General features: G+C 74.7%; 15 protein-coding genes. 9 read left to right on the forward strand and 6 right to left on the reverse strand.

Features of this window, described 5'->3' with window-relative positions:
- Positions 1-59 precede the first annotated feature (59 nt).
- From OG989_RS26065 to OG989_RS26090, 6 genes are all read right to left on the reverse strand, one after another.
- The gene (locus OG989_RS26065) at positions 60-1,343 is read right to left on the reverse strand and encodes an ABC transporter substrate-binding protein (protein ID WP_327028775.1); all 1,284 of its coding nucleotides are present in this window, start codon (positions 1,341-1,343) and stop codon (positions 60-62) included.
- Between the two features lie 87 nt (positions 1,344-1,430).
- Entirely contained in the window at positions 1,431-2,546 is a 1,116-nt protein-coding gene (locus OG989_RS26070) for a branched-chain amino acid ABC transporter permease (protein WP_327028776.1), read from the reverse strand.
- The gene (locus OG989_RS26075; RefSeq protein WP_151453904.1) at positions 2,543-3,421 is read right to left on the reverse strand and encodes a branched-chain amino acid ABC transporter permease; all 879 of its coding nucleotides are present in this window, start codon (positions 3,419-3,421) and stop codon (positions 2,543-2,545) included. Before OG989_RS26075 ends, OG989_RS26070 begins: the two co-directional genes overlap by 4 nt.
- 26 nt (positions 3,422-3,447) lie before the next feature.
- On the reverse strand, positions 3,448-4,170 hold the full coding sequence (locus tag OG989_RS26080) for an ABC transporter ATP-binding protein (protein WP_151453905.1): 723 nt from the start codon (positions 4,168-4,170) through the stop codon (positions 3,448-3,450).
- A complete protein-coding gene (locus OG989_RS26085) occupies positions 4,167-4,952 on the reverse strand; it encodes an ABC transporter ATP-binding protein (RefSeq protein ID WP_151453906.1) in 786 nt (261 codons plus the stop codon). The genes OG989_RS26080 and OG989_RS26085 overlap by 4 nt, the downstream gene beginning before the upstream one ends.
- A gap of 194 nt (positions 4,953-5,146) precedes the next feature.
- Complete coding sequence (locus tag OG989_RS26090) at positions 5,147-6,046, reverse strand: alpha/beta hydrolase family protein (protein WP_151453907.1); 900 nt, start codon at positions 6,044-6,046, stop codon at positions 5,147-5,149.
- Positions 6,047-6,216: 170 nt separating this feature from the next.
- Here OG989_RS26090 and OG989_RS26095 point away from each other — a divergent pair, with 170 nt between their 5' ends.
- From OG989_RS26095 to OG989_RS26135, 9 genes are all read left to right on the forward strand, one after another.
- Positions 6,217-7,431, forward strand: coding sequence for a hypothetical protein (locus OG989_RS26095; RefSeq protein ID WP_151453908.1), 1,215 nt, complete (start codon positions 6,217-6,219; stop codon positions 7,429-7,431).
- Positions 7,424-8,008: a hemerythrin domain-containing protein gene (locus OG989_RS26100; protein WP_151453909.1), complete on the forward strand. Its 585-nt coding sequence runs from the start codon at positions 7,424-7,426 to the stop codon at positions 8,006-8,008. Before OG989_RS26095 ends, OG989_RS26100 begins: the two co-directional genes overlap by 8 nt.
- Positions 8,009-8,170: 162 nt before the next feature.
- Positions 8,171-8,962 (forward strand): shikimate dehydrogenase family protein, encoded by a 792-nt coding sequence (locus OG989_RS26105; RefSeq protein WP_327028777.1) that lies wholly within the window; start codon positions 8,171-8,173, stop codon positions 8,960-8,962.
- 147 nt (positions 8,963-9,109) lie between these two features.
- Positions 9,110-10,042 (forward strand): STM4015 family protein, encoded by a 933-nt coding sequence (locus OG989_RS26110; RefSeq protein WP_151453911.1) that lies wholly within the window; start codon positions 9,110-9,112, stop codon positions 10,040-10,042.
- Between the two features lie 5 nt (positions 10,043-10,047).
- Positions 10,048-10,998 carry an STM4015 family protein gene (locus OG989_RS26115; RefSeq protein ID WP_327028778.1) on the forward strand — a complete coding sequence of 317 codons (951 nt, stop codon included), beginning with the start codon at positions 10,048-10,050 and terminating at the stop codon, positions 10,996-10,998.
- Position 10,999: 1 nt separating this feature from the next.
- Positions 11,000-12,139, forward strand: a complete 1,140-nt coding sequence (locus OG989_RS26120) for an STM4014 family protein (RefSeq protein WP_192581343.1) — start codon at positions 11,000-11,002, stop codon at positions 12,137-12,139.
- On the forward strand, positions 12,127-12,930 hold the full coding sequence (locus OG989_RS26125; protein ID WP_327028779.1) for an STM4013/SEN3800 family hydrolase: 804 nt from the start codon (positions 12,127-12,129) through the stop codon (positions 12,928-12,930). Before OG989_RS26120 ends, OG989_RS26125 begins: the two co-directional genes overlap by 13 nt.
- A complete protein-coding gene (locus tag OG989_RS26130; protein ID WP_327028780.1) occupies positions 12,927-14,249 on the forward strand; it encodes an STM4012 family radical SAM protein in 1,323 nt (440 codons plus the stop codon). Before OG989_RS26125 ends, OG989_RS26130 begins: the two co-directional genes overlap by 4 nt.
- On the forward strand, positions 14,246-15,169 hold the full coding sequence (locus OG989_RS26135; protein WP_151453915.1) for an STM4011 family radical SAM protein: 924 nt from the start codon (positions 14,246-14,248) through the stop codon (positions 15,167-15,169). The genes OG989_RS26130 and OG989_RS26135 overlap by 4 nt, the downstream gene beginning before the upstream one ends.
- Positions 15,170-15,208: the final 39 nt, after the last annotated feature.

Below are 15,208 nucleotides of genomic sequence, written 5' to 3' on the forward strand. Positions count from 1 at the left end.
CGGGCGTGGCGGGCCGGGAGACCGACGCGCCACGCCCGGCCGGTGCCGGGTGCGACCGGTCAGGAGGCCGTCGGCACCCCGTTGGCCGGCGGCGCCACCGGCGGGGCGGTGTGCTCGCGTACCGGCCCGTCGCCCTCGTCCGTCTCGTACGTCGGCCCGAAGTAGGCCTGCGTCCCGCCGCTCACCCGGGTCAGCCGCTGCCCGCCGTAGCCGGAGTGGTCGGTGTCGGAGTAGCGCAGCGGGGCCAGGCCGGGCCCCTGGTAGCCGCCCTTGCGGACGGCCTCGGTGACCGCCTCGCGGGTGAGGTCCTTGCCGGCGGCGAGGAGTACCTGCACGAAGAGGTAACCGACCGCCATGCCGTAGACGGTGTTGCCGTCGAACGGCGCGTCCCCGTTGTACTCCTTGTTGACCTTGGTGAAGAGCTGGATCCACGGGTCGGCGGCGTCGTTCTGCATCGGCAGGTAGTTGGCGCCGACCATGCCCTCGAGCAGGCCCGCCGCGGCGCCGAGCTGCTTGGCCAGCGTCGGGTGGTCGGCGCCGACGTTGGAGACCAGCCACTGCGGCTTGAAGTTCAGCCGGGCGGCGGTGCCGACCGCCAGGGCGGTGAAGCCGGGCACGGTGGCGAGGATGACCACCTGGCAGCCGGCCGCCTTGAACGCGCCGATCTGGGGTGCCACGTTGGTGTTGCTGGTGACGTACGTCTGCTTCGCCGCCACCGCGCCGGCGCCGAGCACCTTCTCCACCCCGACCAGGCTGTCCCGGCCGAAGTCGTCGTCCTGGCCGAGGAAGCAGACCTTGCGCCCCGGCAGGCTGGTCTTCACGTGCTGGGCCAGGATCTTGCCCTCCACCGTGTAGTCGGGGTTGAAGCCGAACGTGCCCGGATACCGGTCGGGCTGGTCCCAGCTGCGGCTTCCGGAGGCGACGAAGAGGTCAGGTACCCGGTTGCTCTTGAGGAAGTCGAGCACGCCGGTGTGGGTCGGCGTGCCGAGCCCGTTGAGGATGGCGAAGACCTTGTCCTGCAGGACGAGCTGGCGGACCACCTGCTGGGTGTTCGCCGGGTTGTAGCCGTCGTCCATGATCTTGTAGGTGATCTTCCGGCCGTGCACGCCCCCGTTGGCGTTGACGTGGTCGAAGTACGCCTTCGTGGCGGGCGCGATCTTGGAATAGCCGGCGGACGCCGGACCGGTGAGCGGCATGTGCGTGCCGACCACGATCTCGGTGTCGGTGACGCCGGGGACCGTGCCCCCGCCGCCGCCACCGTCGTCCCCGGTGCAGGCGGCGGAGGCGACCAGCAGGGTGATGGCGGTGGCGAGCGCGAGGCCGCGCCGTGCCGTTCGTGTCATGTCAGACACCGACCTTTCCTCGGTCCGGGTGGTGGTGGTCGTGGTGCGGGTGGTGGGTGGTGTGGTGCGGACGGCCGGCGGGGCGGCTCAGGACCGCCGCCGGCCCGCCCGGCGCGCGGAGACCGCCCGGGTCAGCCGGGACAGCAGGCCCTGCACGCCGCCGGGAGCGGCGATCATGACGACGACCAGGGTGAGCCCGAAGATCGCCAGCGGCAGGTTGCCCTCGACCCGCTGCGCGACCGCCGGCGACAGGGTGAGCTGCTCGGTGAGGGCGTGCGTCAGGTCGGGCAGGGCGACCAGCAGGACGGCGCCCCAGGCCGCGCCGGCGAGGCTGCCCAGCCCGCCGATGACGACCGCCATCAGCAGGAACAGCGACAGCGTCAGCGAGAAGGCCCCGGGCGACACGCTCTGCGCGAGGACCGCGAGCAGGGCGCCGCCGAGCCCGGCGCCGGCCGCGCTGACCACGAAGGCGAGGACCTGGGTGCGGGCGACGTGGATGCCGGCGAGGCGGGCGGCGACCTCGTCGTCGCGGACCGCCCGGAAGGTGCGGCCGTACCGGCTGCGGACCAGGTTGGCCAGCAGCAGCAGGGCCAGCAGGGTGGCCGCGGCGGTCACCCAGAGCTGCCAGCGCTCGTAGGGGAAGTACGCGCCGAGGGCCACCGGCGGGGGCTCGACCGGCACCGCCAGCCCCTGCTCGCCGTTGAACACGCCGTCGAAGGTGACGGTCAGCGCCGGCACCACGACCGCCACGGCCAGGGTGACGCCGGCCAGGTACGGGCCGCGCAGCCGGGCGGCGGCCACCCCGACCACGGCGCCCACCACGAGGGCGGCCAGGACGGCGGCGCCCAGCGACACCGGGAGCAGCCAGCCGCCGGTCATCCCGGCGTCGGCGAACGCGTTCTGGCACAGGGCCACGGTGTACGCGCCGGTCGCCATCAGCGCGCCGTGCCCGAGCGAGAGCTGACCGTTGAGCCCGGTGAGGACGGTCAGCCCGGCGGTGGCGCACAGGTAGGCGGCCACGGTCGCGAGCTGGAAGTTGCGGAACGGCTCCAGCCCGTAGCTGGCGGCCACCAGCAGCAGCGCGGCGACGACCGCGAGGCCGAGGTGACGCAGCAGGGTCGAACCGAGGCGGGGCTCGGCGGGGCCGGTGCGGCCGACCCGCGCCTTCGTGTCCGGCGGGGTCACCGCCCGGGTGGCGCTCACACCCGCCTCGCCGCGACCGGGGCGAACAGCCCGCCGGGACGCACCAGCAGCACCGCCAGCAGCAGCACCAGCACCGCGAGCGGGGTGACGTCGCTGCCGGCGTAGCCGCTGACGTAGGAGAGCAGCAGGCCGACCGCGAGGCCGCCGACCACCGCCCCCGGTGGACTGTCCAGCCCGCCCACCACGGCGGCGGTGAACGCCGAGACGAAGACCAGGTCCATCGCGTGCGGGTGCAGGCCCAGCTCGGTGGGGATGACCAGCATGCCGGCCAGGGCGCCGACCCCGGAGGCCAGCGCCCACCCGAGGGTGAGCATGCCGCCGACGTTCACCCCGAGCAGCCGGGACACCTCGGGGGCGAACGCCGCCGCGCGCATCCGCAGACCCACCGCCGTGCGGGTGAAGGTCCAGGCGAGCCCCACGACCACCACCGCGACCGCCGCGAAGACGAACAGGTCGTACGGCGACAGGACGGCGACGCCGCCCACGGTCAGCGGGTTGCGGGAGAAGGGCGTCGCGGCGGGCAGGAACTCGCTGCCGTACGCCATGCCGAGGACGGCCTGGATCAGCAGCACCAGCCCCAGCGCGACGATCACCGGGTTGAGCGGCGAGGTGTGGTCGACGAAGCGCATGACGACCAGGTCCACCGCCGCGCCGAGGAGCAGCCCGGCGCCGAGCGCGGCCAGGAAGCCCAGCCAGTACGAGCCGGTCGCGGCGGAGACGCTGTAGGCCACGTACGCGGTGGCGACGGCCATCGCGCCCTGCGCGAAGTTGACGATCCGGGCCGCCCGCCAGATGAGCACCAGGGCCAGTGCGAACGCGGCGAGGACCGCGCCCCTGGACAAGCCGTCGAGGGTGAGGAAGACGAAGCGGTCCAACGGTCCTCCCTTGCGGGGACGAGGGTTCAGAAGCCGAGGTAGGCGTGGCGCAGGTTGGCGTCGTCGCGCAGCCGGGCGGCCGGGGCGGTGGTGACGACCCGGCCCAGGGACATCACCACGCCCTGGTCGGCGACGGACAGCGCGCTGCGCACGTTCTGTTCGACGAGCAGGACGGTCAGCCCGGTGTCGTCGCGCAGCCGGCGCAGCAGGGCCATGGTCTGGGCGACGACCCGCGGCGCCAGGCCGAGCGACGGCTCGTCGAGCAGCAGCAGGCGGGGCCGACCGACGAGGGCCCGGCCGAGGGCGAGCATCTGCCGCTCGCCGCCGGAGAGCTGGTGCCCGAGGTGTCGCCGCCGCCGGGCCAGCGGTTCGAAGAGCTGGTAGACCTCGTCGAGGGCGCGGGCCGCGTCGGCCCGGTCGCGCCGCCACAGCCCGCCGAGGCGCAGGTTCTCGTCGACCGTCAGCTCGCCGACCACCCCGCGCCCCTCCGGCACGTGGGCCATGCCGCGACGCACGAGCTGCTCCACCGCGACGCCGCGCAGGTCCTCCCCGGCCAGCACGACGCGACCGGCTGCCGGGCGGAGCATGCCGGACAGGGCGCGCAGCAGGGTGGTCTTGCCGGCGCCGTTGGCGCCGACCACCGCCGCGATGGCGCCCCGCGCCACGGTCAGGTCGATCCCGTGCAGCACCGGCGCGCCGCCGTAGCCGGCCGCCAGGCCGCGCACCTCGAGCAGGGCCTCGCCGGTCATGCCGCGGCCTCGTCGACCGCCGCGCCGAGGTAGGCGTCGGCGACGGCCGGGTCGTCGCGCACCTCGTCGGGGGTGCCGGCGGCGATCACCCGCCCGAAGTCGAGCACCACGATCTCGTCGCAGACGGACATCACCAGGTCCATGTGGTGCTCCACCAGCAGCACCGCGCAGGGGTCGGTGTCGCGTCGGGGCAGCCCCCGGATCAGCTCGGCCAGCTCGGCGATGTCGTCGGCGCCCAGGCCCCCGGCGGGTTCGTCGAGCAGGAGCAGCCGGGGCCGCGCGGCCAGCGCGCGGGCCAGGGCGACCCGCTGGCGTACGGCGAAGGGCAGCGTGCCCGGCGCGGCGTCGGCGTGCCCGGCGATCCCCAGGGTGTCGAGGACGTCGAGGGCGTGCCGGCGCAGCCGGCGCTCGTCGCGGTCGCTGCGGGGCAGGCCGAGCAGGGCGGCGAGGAAGCCGGCGCGGGCCGTGTGGGTGGCCCCGGTCATCACGTTCTCCAGCACGGTGAGCCCGGCGAAGAGCCCGGTGCCCTGCAGGGTGCGGGCGACGCCCAGCCGGGTGAGCCGGTGCGGGCGCGGGCGCAGCGGCCGGCCGTCGAGGGTCAGGGAGCCCTCGTCCGGCGGGACGAAGCCGCAGACGACGTTGAACAGCGTGGTCTTGCCGGCCCCGTTGGGACCGATCACGCCGACCACCCGGCCGGGCGGCACCCGCAGCGAGACGTCGTCGAGGGCGGTGAGGCCGCCGAAGCGGACCCCGATGTGGTGCAGTGCGAGCCCTTGCTCCATCACCCGTCCCCCCGGCAGCCGCCAGTATTTACACTGGGAGTGTACGTTTCTGACGGGGGCCGTCAATACCTCCGACGCTCGCGGGCACGCTCGTCGGCCGCCGCCCGGACCTGGGCGGCGGCCGACGGTTTCTGCACCGACCGGGCAGCCATGCGCCGTGGGGCGGCCGGGGGTGACGGCCGCCCCGGGGAGCGTCAGGCGCTCGGGCAGGTGTTGCGGTACTCCTGGATCGCGGAGCCGCTCGGGCCGGGGCAGAGGAACTGCTCGTAGCGGGTGTCGTCGTCGACGAACCGCTTCAACCAGGCGACCGCCTGCCGGGCGGTGGGCGTGTTGACGGTCTGCGGGAAGAAGTGGCTGGCCCCGTTGAGCTCCAGGTACGCCTTCTCGGACGAGGCCGGGATGCTGGTGTAGAACGGCTCCGAGTGCGACGAGACCGGCGCGACACTGTCGCTCTCCCCGCCGATGATCAGGGTCGGCACCCGGACGTCGGACCAGGACTTGTCCAGGTTCCACGGCGCGAGCGGCACCGCGGCCTGCAACGACGGCCGGGAGACCGCGGCCTCCAGGCTGCCGCCGCCACCCATCGAGTGGCCGGAGACGGCGAGCCGGCTGGCGTCGATCCGGCTGCGTACGGAGCTGCGCTGCGTCAGGTAGTCGAGCGCGGCGAGCAGTTGCCGACCGCGGCTGTCCGGCTGGTCGAGGCGCGTGTTGGTCTCGATGCCGATCACCACGAAGCCGTGCGAGGCGATCCGCGGCCCGAGCCAGTCGATGCTGGACCAGGCGGCCGTGTAGCCGGGCGAGATGGCGACGGCGCCGAAGGTGCCCTCGGCGGTGCTGGTCGGGTAGTAGATGACGCCCCCGCCGAAGCCGGTGACGCTGAGCGAGGAGACGTTCTGCGACGAAGTGGCGAACGGGCCGCGGCTGGCCTCCAGCAGGGCGACGCTCGGGGCGGGGCCGCGCTCGTACGGGTTGGCGGCGGCCTGGGCGGCCGGCGGGGCGGCCAGCGCGCCCGCCGTGGCCAGGACGGCGGCCAGGGCCAGGCCGGCGAGGCGGGCGACGGGACGGGTACGGGCGGTGGTGGTTGGTGATGACACGTCGGGCACTCCCTACGGGACGGGGCATATCGACATGCATCAGTCTTCGGCGGTGTCGACGGCGGCGCATCGGTGAAATCACCAGTCCGGCCCGGGAAAATCGGGCCGGCCGTTTTCGCCCGGACTGTCGGGGTAGGGCATTTGGCACCCCGGCCGAAGAAGGAGACGCCGTGTTCAACCCGTTGGAGCACAAAGGAATCCCGCTGGAGAGCCAGATCCGCAACTGGCGCGAACTCAACGTGGAGCCGATCGACCCGGAGGCGGTCGATCCGTACACCCGCTGCCGCATCATCACCATGAACGGCATCGAGGTCGAGGCGATCAACTTCCAGCACCAGTTCGCCCGCAACTGCCCCGACCAGGAGGTCCGCCGGCAGCTGGCGTACGTGCGCTACCTGGAGAGCCAGCAGCAGCGGGTGGTGAACTGGCTGCTGCCCGGCGCCGCGAGCGTGCTGGAGACGACGCTCGGCTACGAGCAGGTGGCCGTCGACCTGACCGCGTGGGTGGCCCGGCACGAGCCCGACCCGTACCTGAAGCAGAGCTACGAGTTCGGCGTGCTGGAGGACTTCGACCACCTCTACCGCTACGCCAACCTCTACGAGATGGTGGAGCGCCGCAAGGCCGACAAGATCGTGCAGGGCCTGACCGAGGTCATGCCCGGCCGGCCCACCGTCGCCGAGCACCGGCACCCGTTCGACGAGGTGCGCACCCCGTACGACCGCAACAGCGTCGACCCCCGCTCCAAGCTGCACGCGCTGACCATCCTGTCGGCGGAGCAGCAGGTCATGTTCTATTACATGAACGTCGGTCCGCAGTACATGGAGCCGATCGCGCGACAGCTCTACCAGGAGATCAGCCTCATCGAGCAGGAGCACGTCACGCACTACGAGTCGCTGCTCGACCCGGGCGAGAACTGGTGGGAGCGGCTGCTCACCCACGAGTACAACGAGTGCTGGCTCTACTACTCCTTCATGCAGCAGGAGAGCGACCCCCGCATCAAGGCGGTGTGGGAGCTGCACCTGCAGATGGAACTGGCGCACCTGCAACAGGCCGCCGACCTGCTGCGCCGCCACGACGGCCGGGAGCCGGAGGAGATCGTGGGCGGCGCCGGCCTGCCCGAGCCGCTGACCTTCGAGCCGAACAAGGAGTACCTGCGCCACCTGCTCGCCACCCAGGTCGACCTGAACAAGCTCGGCGAGGGGTACGTGCGGGAGGCGCACGAGCGCTTCGAGTCGATGCAGCAGCAGCTGCACGACGGGCAGAAGCCGCCGAGCGAGCAGGTGATCGACATGCACCGGGAGCGCTTCGGCGACGAGTACCGCGTCGAGACCGAGGGGCCCCACCCGGTGGAGTCGCTGCGCGCGCGGGGAGGCAGCCATGCCTGACACCGGCGCCCCGGCCACGCGCGGCCCCGAAGACGACGTCGTCGACCTGCTGCTGGCCCAGCACGCGCGGATCGAGGAGCTGTTCCTGCTGGTCATCGGCAGCACCGGGGAGACCCGCCGGGACGCCTTCGACGACCTGGTGAAGCTCCTCGCCGCGCACGAGACCGCCGAGGAGGAGGTCGTCCACCCGCTGGCCCGGACGCTGCCGGGCGGGGGCGGCGACGCCATGGTCGACGAACGCCTCGCCGAGGAGCGTCAGGCCAAGGAGACCCTGAAGACCCTGATCGCCGGCGGTGTCGACGCCGAGGGCTTCGACACCGGCATCATCCTGCTGCGCGACGCGGTGCTCACGCACGCCCGCTACGAGGAACGCCAGGAGTTCCCGCTGCTGCGCCAGCACGTGCCCGCCGACCGGCTGCGCACGATGGCCGGCGCCGTTCGGATGGCGGAGGCGACCGCGCCGACGCGCCCGCACCCGAGCGCCCAGTCCGCGAAGGGCAACCTCGCGGCCGGACCGGCGCTGGCGGTCATCGACCGCGTCCGCGACGCGATCCGCAGGCCGTCGTCCAGCGGCTGAGCACCCGCCGACACCAGCACACCGCGCCCACCCGACCGATTCCGGCGGGTGGGCGCGGCGCGTCTGCCGCCGTGCCCGCGCCGGGGCGGGTGCCGCCCTCGCGTAGGGTCGGCACCGCCCCGGTCCGGCCACGCCGGACGCCCCCTGCCCGCGGAGACGCCCATGACCGAGATAGGCGGCGCCACGAGGGTGTACGCGCTGCTCGGCGACCCGATCGCCCAGGTGCGCGCCCCCGGGCTGCTCAACCCGGTGCTGGCTCGGCGCGGCACCGACGCGGTGCTCGTCCCGGTCCACGCGGCGCCGGCCGACCTCACCCAGGTGGTGCGGGGGCTGCAACGGGTGGCGAACCTGGACGGGATGCTGGTCACCGTGCCGCACAAGGCCGCCGTGCTGGAGCTCGCCGACCGGGCCAGCGACCGCGCCCGCCTGGCCGGCAGCGCCAACGCGCTGCGGCGCGAGCCCGACGGGACGTGGACCGCGGACACCTTCGACGGCGACGGGTTCGTCCGCGGGCTTTCCGGGGCCGGACACCATCCCCGGGGCCGCCGGGCGTGCGTGGTGGGCGCGGGCGGGGCGGGCAGCGCGATCGCGGTGGCGCTGCTCGACGCCGGCGTGGCGGAACTGCGGCTGAGCGACACCGACCCGGACCGGCTGGAGACGCTGCGGCGGCGACTGTCCGCCGCGTACCCCGGCCGGGTCGGCGCGACCGCGCGACCGCGACTGGCGGACGCCGACCTCGCGGTCAACGCCACGCCCCTGGGGCTGGGCCCCGACGACCCGCCGCCGTTCGCGGTGGCGGACCTGCCGGCGCACGCGGTGGTCGCCGACATCATCATGACGCCGGCCGAGACGCTCCTGCTGGCCCAGGCACGGGCCCGGGGACTGCGGGCGCACCCGGGAGAGCCGATGCTCGCCCACCAGATCGACGCCTACCTCGACTTCTTCGGGCTCTGACCGACCGGCGGTCGGCGCCGGGAGCCCCGGCGGCTCCCGGCGACCGCCGACCGGCCCCCGTCGCCCGCCGGCCGGCGCACTGATCATCCTGTCGGGCGGACCTGTTACCGTCGCGCCGCCGCTGCACCAGTCGGACCGGAGGTAGGCGTGATCAGCTCGCACGTGTCGTCGTTCGTCGGATTACCGACAGTGCCCTTCACCCCGGGGATGACACTCCCCGACGATCCGTCGGCGGTCGCCTGGCGGCTGGAGGTCGAGGACTTCGACGCGGATCCCGAGGAGTTCCTCGGTCTCGTCCGGGCGCTGCGGGAGCAGGTGCCGGCCGACGCGGTGCGCGCCCTGGTGATCGGCGAGTGGGGCGAGGCGTACGAGCGGCCCCTGCCGATCGAGGCGCTGGTCGAGGCCGCCGGGGAGTGGACCGGCCTGCGGGCGCTCTTCCTCGCCGACCTGACCTACGAGCAGTGCGAGATCTCCTGGCTCATGCACGGCGACATCACGCCGCTGCTCGCGGCGTACCCGTCGCTGGAGGTGCTCTGGGTGCGCGGGGCGCAGGGCCTGCGGCTGGAGCCGGTCCGGCACACCGGGCTGCGCGAGCTGCGCTTCGAGTCCGGCGGGCTGCCGGCCGGGGTGGTCCGGGCCGTCGGCGCGTGCGAGCTGCCGGCCCTGCACCGCCTGGACCTGTGGCTCGGCAGGAAGGACTACGGCGGCGACGCGAGCGCCGAGGACCTGGCCGGGGTGCTCGCCGGCGCCGGCCTGCCGGCCCTGCGTCACCTCGCGGCGTGCAACGCCGAGATCGCCGACGCGGTCGCGGCGGCGGTCGCCAGCGCGCCGGTCGTCCCCCGGCTGGAGGCGCTCGACCTGTCGATGGGCACCCTGACCGACGAGGGCGCGAAGGCGCTGCTGGCCGGGCAGCCGCTGACCCACCTGAGGCACCTCGACCTGCACCATCACTACCTCTCCGAGGAGGCGGCCGCCGCGGTGGTCGCCGCGCTGCCGGGGGCGCGGGTCGACCTGTCCGACCCACAGGTCGCCGAGGACTACGACGGCACCGTCTACCGCTACACCGCGGTCGGGGAGTGAGCGAGATGGCCTTCGGTTCCCACGCGCGCCACTTCGCCGGCCGTCCCGTGGTGGACGTCCCCGCCGACGGGCCGCTGCCCACGGTGGACGGCCCGGTCTCGTGGCGGATCGCCCACTGGCACTTCGACGACGAGACCACGGAGAACTCGCTCTCGGCGGAGTTCCGCGACGCGTTCGACCGGTTCGTCGCGCAGGCCGGTCCGTCCGTGGAGTCCCTGGTCGTCGGCTCCTGGGGCTACGCGGCGTTCCATCCCGCCCCGATCGCGCAACTCTGCGCGGCGGCGGCGCGCCTGCCCGCCCTGCGCGCGCTCTTCCTCGGTGACATCACCTCCGAGGAGTGCGAGGTCTCCTGGATGAGGGTGGGCGACGTCAGCGCGCTGCTGACGGCATACCCGGCGCTGGAGGTGCTGCGGGTGCGCGGCGGCGAGAACTTCGCGTTCTCCCCCGTGCGGCACGCGCGGCTGCGGGAGCTGGCGGTGGAGAGCGGCGGGCTGTCCCGGGCGTTCGTCGGCGCGGTGCTCGACTCCGACCTGCCCGCGCTGACCGACCTGGAGCTGTGGCTCGGCACCTCCGACTACGGCGGCGACACGCAGGTCGTCGACCTCGCCCCGCTGCTGGCCGGGGAACGGTTCCCGCAGCTGCGCCGGCTCGGCCTGTGCAACTCGGAGATCGCCGACGACCTCGCCCGGGCGCTGGCGTCCGCGCCGGTGGTGTCCCGGCTGCGACGGCTGGACCTGTCGATGGGCACGCTCGGCGACGAGGGCGCGGCGGCCCTGCTGGCCGGTCAGCCGCTGACCCACCTGGCGGAGCTGGACCTGTCCCACCACTACCTGACGGAGGAGACCGCCGCGTCGCTGGTCGCCGCGCTGCCGGGCGTCGCGGTGGACGACTCCGACCCGCAGGAGCCCGAGGAGTACGACGGCGAGAGCTACCGCTACACGGCGGTGTCGGAGTGACATGCGCCTGACCGTCGTCGGCAACCCCGGCAACCGTCGGGTCGGCCTGTTCACCCGGGCGGTCCTCGCCGCCGGCCTGCCCCGGCCGCAGGTGCTGCCCTGGGTCGACGTGCTGGCCGGCGCGGCGCCGCCCGGGGCCGGCGCGCTGGTACGGGTCGACTCGCCCGGCGAGGACGCCGAGGTGGACCGGCTGCTGCGCCGGTCCACCTCGCCGGCGCGGCACGGCGAGCTGATCGGCCTGGCCGACACGTACGCCGGGCTGCTGCGGGGCCTGGACCGGGTCGCCGCCGGCGGCGCGGAGCTGCTCAACGACCCGGCGGACGTCGCGGTGCTGTGCGACAAGCGGCGCTGCCACGCCCGGCTGTCAGCCGCCGGGGTGCCGGTGCCGGCCGCGCTGCCCCCGGTGCACGGGTGGCAGGAGCTGCGGGCGGCGATGGCGGCGGCCCGCTGGAGCCGCGTGTTCGTCAAGCCCGCACACGGCTCGTCGGCCGCCGGGGTCGTCGCGCTGGCCGTGGCCCGGGGGCGGGTGCAGGCGGTCACCACGATCGAGGCGGCCCCGGACGGGCTGTTCAACTCGCTGCGCCCCCGCCGCTACACCGACGAGGCCGAGGTCGCCGCCATGGTCGACCGGATCGCCGCCGACGGCCTGCACGTGGAGCGGTGGCTGCCCAAGGCGGGGCTCGGCGACCGGGTGGTCGACCTGCGGGTGGTGACGATCGCGGGCCGGCCCACCCACGCCGTGGTGCGCGCCGCCCGGGGGCCGCTGACCAACCTGCACCTGGGCAACGCGCGCGGGGACCTCGCCGAGCTGCGCGCGGCGGCCGGGCCGGCGGCGTGGGCGGCGGCCATGGAGACGTGCGAGCGGGCGGCCGCGTGTTTCCCCCGCAGCCTCCAGGTCGGCATCGACCTGATGTTCCTGCTCGGCTGGCGGCGCCACGCGGTGGCCGAGGTCAACGCCTTCGGCGACCTGCTGCCGGGGGTCCTCACCGACGGCCGGGACACCTACGCCGAGCAGGTGCGCGCCCTGACCGACGGCCGGTGGGACCGCTGGCGGTCGGCTGCCGGCCGGACACCGCCGGGCGACGACGCGGCACGGCCCGCCGGCGCGGTCGGGCGGGAGGTGCTCGCGTGCGCAGTCTGATCGGCAGCCACGACCTGCTCCTGCTCACCCTCGACACGCTGCGCCACGACGTCGCCGCCGACCTGGCCGCGCGGGGGCGCACGCCGCACCTGGCGCGCGCCCTGCCCGGCGGGCGGTGGGAGCAACGGCACTCCCCCGCCAGCTTCACCTACGCCGCGCACCACGCGTTCTTCGCCGGCTTCCTGCCCACCCCGGTCACCCCCGGCCGGCACGAGCGGCTGTACGCGGCGGCGTTCCCCGGCAGCGAGACGTCCGGCGCCGACACCTGGGTGTTCGACGCGCCCGACCTGCCCACGGCGCTCGCCGACGTCGGCTACCACACGCTCTGCCTGGGCGGGGTCGGCTTCTTCAACCGGCGCAGCCCGCTCGGGGCGGTGCTGCCGGGCCTGTTCGCCGAGGCGCACTGGGAGCCGGAGTTCGGGGTCACCTCCCCCACCTGCCTCGACGCGCAGCTCGACCGGTTGGCCGAGGTGCTGCCGCGGGTGCCGGCGCGGCAGCCGCTGTTCACGTTCCTCAACGTCGCCGCCCTGCACCAGCCCAACCGGCACCACCTGCCCGGGGCGCAGGTCGACGACCTGGCCAGCCACGCCGCCGCCCTGGAGTACGTCGACGGCCGGATCGACCGGCTGTTCGCCCTGCTCACCGGCCGGGGTCGGCCGGTGTTCGCGATCGTCTGCTCCGACCACGGCACCGCCTACGGGGAGGACGGCCACACCGGCCACCGGATCGGCCACGACGTGGTGTGGACGGTCCCGTACGCCCACTTCGTCCTGCGACCGGGGGAATGGTGACCAGCACCGACACGGGCCTCGACGGCTCGCCGTACCAGCAGTACCTCTACGCGTACCCGCACAAGACCTCCTACCGGCCGCTGCGACCGCGCCCGCTGCTGGCGGACGTGTGGCGGGCCGAGGCGCGTGAGGCGCTCTTCCTCTACGTGCACCTGCCGTTCTGCGAGATGCGCTGCGGCTTCTGCAACCTGTTCACCCGCGCCAACGCGCCCGCCGAGCAGGTGACCGACTACCTTCGGCAGCTGCGCCGGCAGGCGGGACGGGTCGCCGACGCGCTGGGCGACGACGCCGGCTACGCCCGTGTGGCGTTCGGCGGCGGCACCCCCACCTACCTGACCTCCGACGAGCTGACCGAGCTGTTCGGCATCGCCACCGCGATGGGCGCCCGGCTGCCCGGCGTACCGCTGTCGGTGGAGACCTCGCCGGCGACCGCGACGCCGGACCGGCTCGCGGTGCTCGCCGCGCACGGCGCCACCCGGGTGAGCATCGGCGTGCAGAGCTTCCTCGACGCCGAGGCCCGCGCCGCCGGCCGGCCGCAGCGCCGCACGGAGGTGGAGGCGGCCCTGGCCGCGATCCGCGACGCCCGGATCCCGGTGCTCAACATCGACCTGATCTACGGCATCGACGGGCAGACCGCCGACACCTGGCGGGAGAGCCTCGACGCGGCCCTGGCGTGGCGGCCCGAGGAGCTGTACCTCTACCCGCTGTACGTGCGGCCGCTGACGGGGCTCGGGCGGCGGGCGCACGGCCGCGCGGACTGGGACGCCCAGCGGCTCGCCCTCTACGAGCAGGCGGTGGCGACGCTGGGTGCGGCCGGCTACCGGCAGGAGTCGATGCGGCAGTTCCGCCGCGCCGACGCGCCCACCCCGGACGGGCCGGACTACTGCTGCCAGGACGACGGCATGGTGGGTCTGGGCTGCGGCGCCCGCTCCTACACCACGTCCCTGCACTACTCGTTCGACTACGCGGTCGGCGTGTCGCAGGTGCGCGCGGTGCTCGACGACTACCTGGCCCGCCCGGCCGACGACTTCCGCTTCGCCGAGTTCGGGTTCGCCCTCGACGGCGCCGAGCAGCGCCGCCGGTGGCTGCTCAAGTCGCTGCTGCGCGCCGAGGGGGTCGACGCGGCGGCCTACCGGGCCCGCTTCGGCGCGCTTCCGGGCGACGACTTCCCGGAGCTGGGCACGCTGACCGAGCGGGGGTGGGCCGGCGACGGCGGGCTGCGGCTGACGCCGGCCGGGCTGGCCCGCTCCGACGCGATCGGCCCGTGGCTGACCTCGGCCCGGGTACGCGACGCGATGACCGGGTACGTGCCGAGGTGAACCTCGCGATCCTCTACCGGGGTCCCCTGGCGAGCTGCAACTACGACTGCCCGTACTGCCCGTTCGCCAAGCGGCGGGACCCGCCGGAGCTGCTGCGCGCCGACCGGGCGGCGCTGGACCGGTTCGCCGGCTGGGTGGCGGCCACCTCCGACGTGCGGCTGTCGGTGCTGTTCACCCCGTGGGGCGAGGGGCTGACCCGCCGCTGGTACCGCGACGCGATGGTGTCGCTGTCGCACCTGCCGCACGTCGACCGGGTGGTCATCCAGACCAACCTGGCCGCCCGGGTGGACTGGCTGGCCGACGCCGACCCGCGCGCCGCCGCCCTCTGGGCCACCTACCACCCCGGCCAGGTGGACCGGGACCGCTTCCTGGGCCGCTGCGCCCGGCTGACCGAGCTGGGCGTCCGGTACTCGGTCGGGGTGGTCGGCCTGCCGGAGCACCTCGCCGAGGCGCGGGCGCTGCGCGCCGCCCTGCCCGCCGAGGTCTACCTGTGGGTGAACGCCGCCGAGGGCCGGCGCTACGACGCGGCCGAGGAGGCGACCTGGACGGAGCTGGATCCGCTGTTCGGCTACAGCGTCCGCCCGCACGTGTCGCTCGATCGTCCGTGCCACGCGGGCGAGACGGCGATCTCGGTGCGCGGCGACGGCACCGTGCGCCGCTGTCACTTCATCGACGAGCCGATCGGCAACCTCTACGACGGGTCGTGGCGCTCGGCCCTGCGACCGCGCCCGTGCGGCAACGCGGTCTGCGACTGCCACATCGGGTACGTCCACCTCAAGCCGCTCGGCCTGCGGGACGTCTTCGCCGGCGGGGTCCTGGAACGCATCCCGGCCGCCTGGCCGCCCGTACGCCGGCCGGTGCCGCTGGCCGCGCCGGTGCACGCGACGGTGGCCGCCCCCGCGCCGCCTCCGCCGGCGTAGCGCGGAGCGGGCCGGCGAACCGGCGCACGCACGCCGCCG

This window comes from Micromonospora sp. NBC_01740, from assembly GCF_035920365.1.
GTDB lineage: Bacteria > Actinomycetota > Actinomycetes > Mycobacteriales > Micromonosporaceae > Micromonospora > Micromonospora reichwaldensis.

Bases quoted from the DNA above. Each gene is read 5' to 3' on its own strand.
- OG989_RS26105 (WP_327028777.1), top strand. From the start codon at position 8,171: ATGACCGAGATAGGCGGCGCCACGAGGGTGTACGCGCTGCTCGGCGAC.
- OG989_RS26085 (WP_151453906.1), bottom strand. From the start codon at position 4,952: ATGGAGCAAGGGCTCGCACTGCACCACATCGGGGTCCGCTTCGGCGGC.
- OG989_RS26120 (WP_192581343.1), top strand. From the start codon at position 11,000: ATGCGCCTGACCGTCGTCGGCAACCCCGGCAACCGTCGGGTCGGCCTG.
- OG989_RS26065 (WP_327028775.1), bottom strand. From the start codon at position 1,343: ATGACACGAACGGCACGGCGCGGCCTCGCGCTCGCCACCGCCATCACC.
- OG989_RS26100 (WP_151453909.1), top strand. From the start codon at position 7,424: ATGCCTGACACCGGCGCCCCGGCCACGCGCGGCCCCGAAGACGACGTC.
- OG989_RS26115 (WP_327028778.1), top strand. From the start codon at position 10,048: ATGGCCTTCGGTTCCCACGCGCGCCACTTCGCCGGCCGTCCCGTGGTG.
- OG989_RS26080 (WP_151453905.1), bottom strand. From the start codon at position 4,170: ATGACCGGCGAGGCCCTGCTCGAGGTGCGCGGCCTGGCGGCCGGCTAC.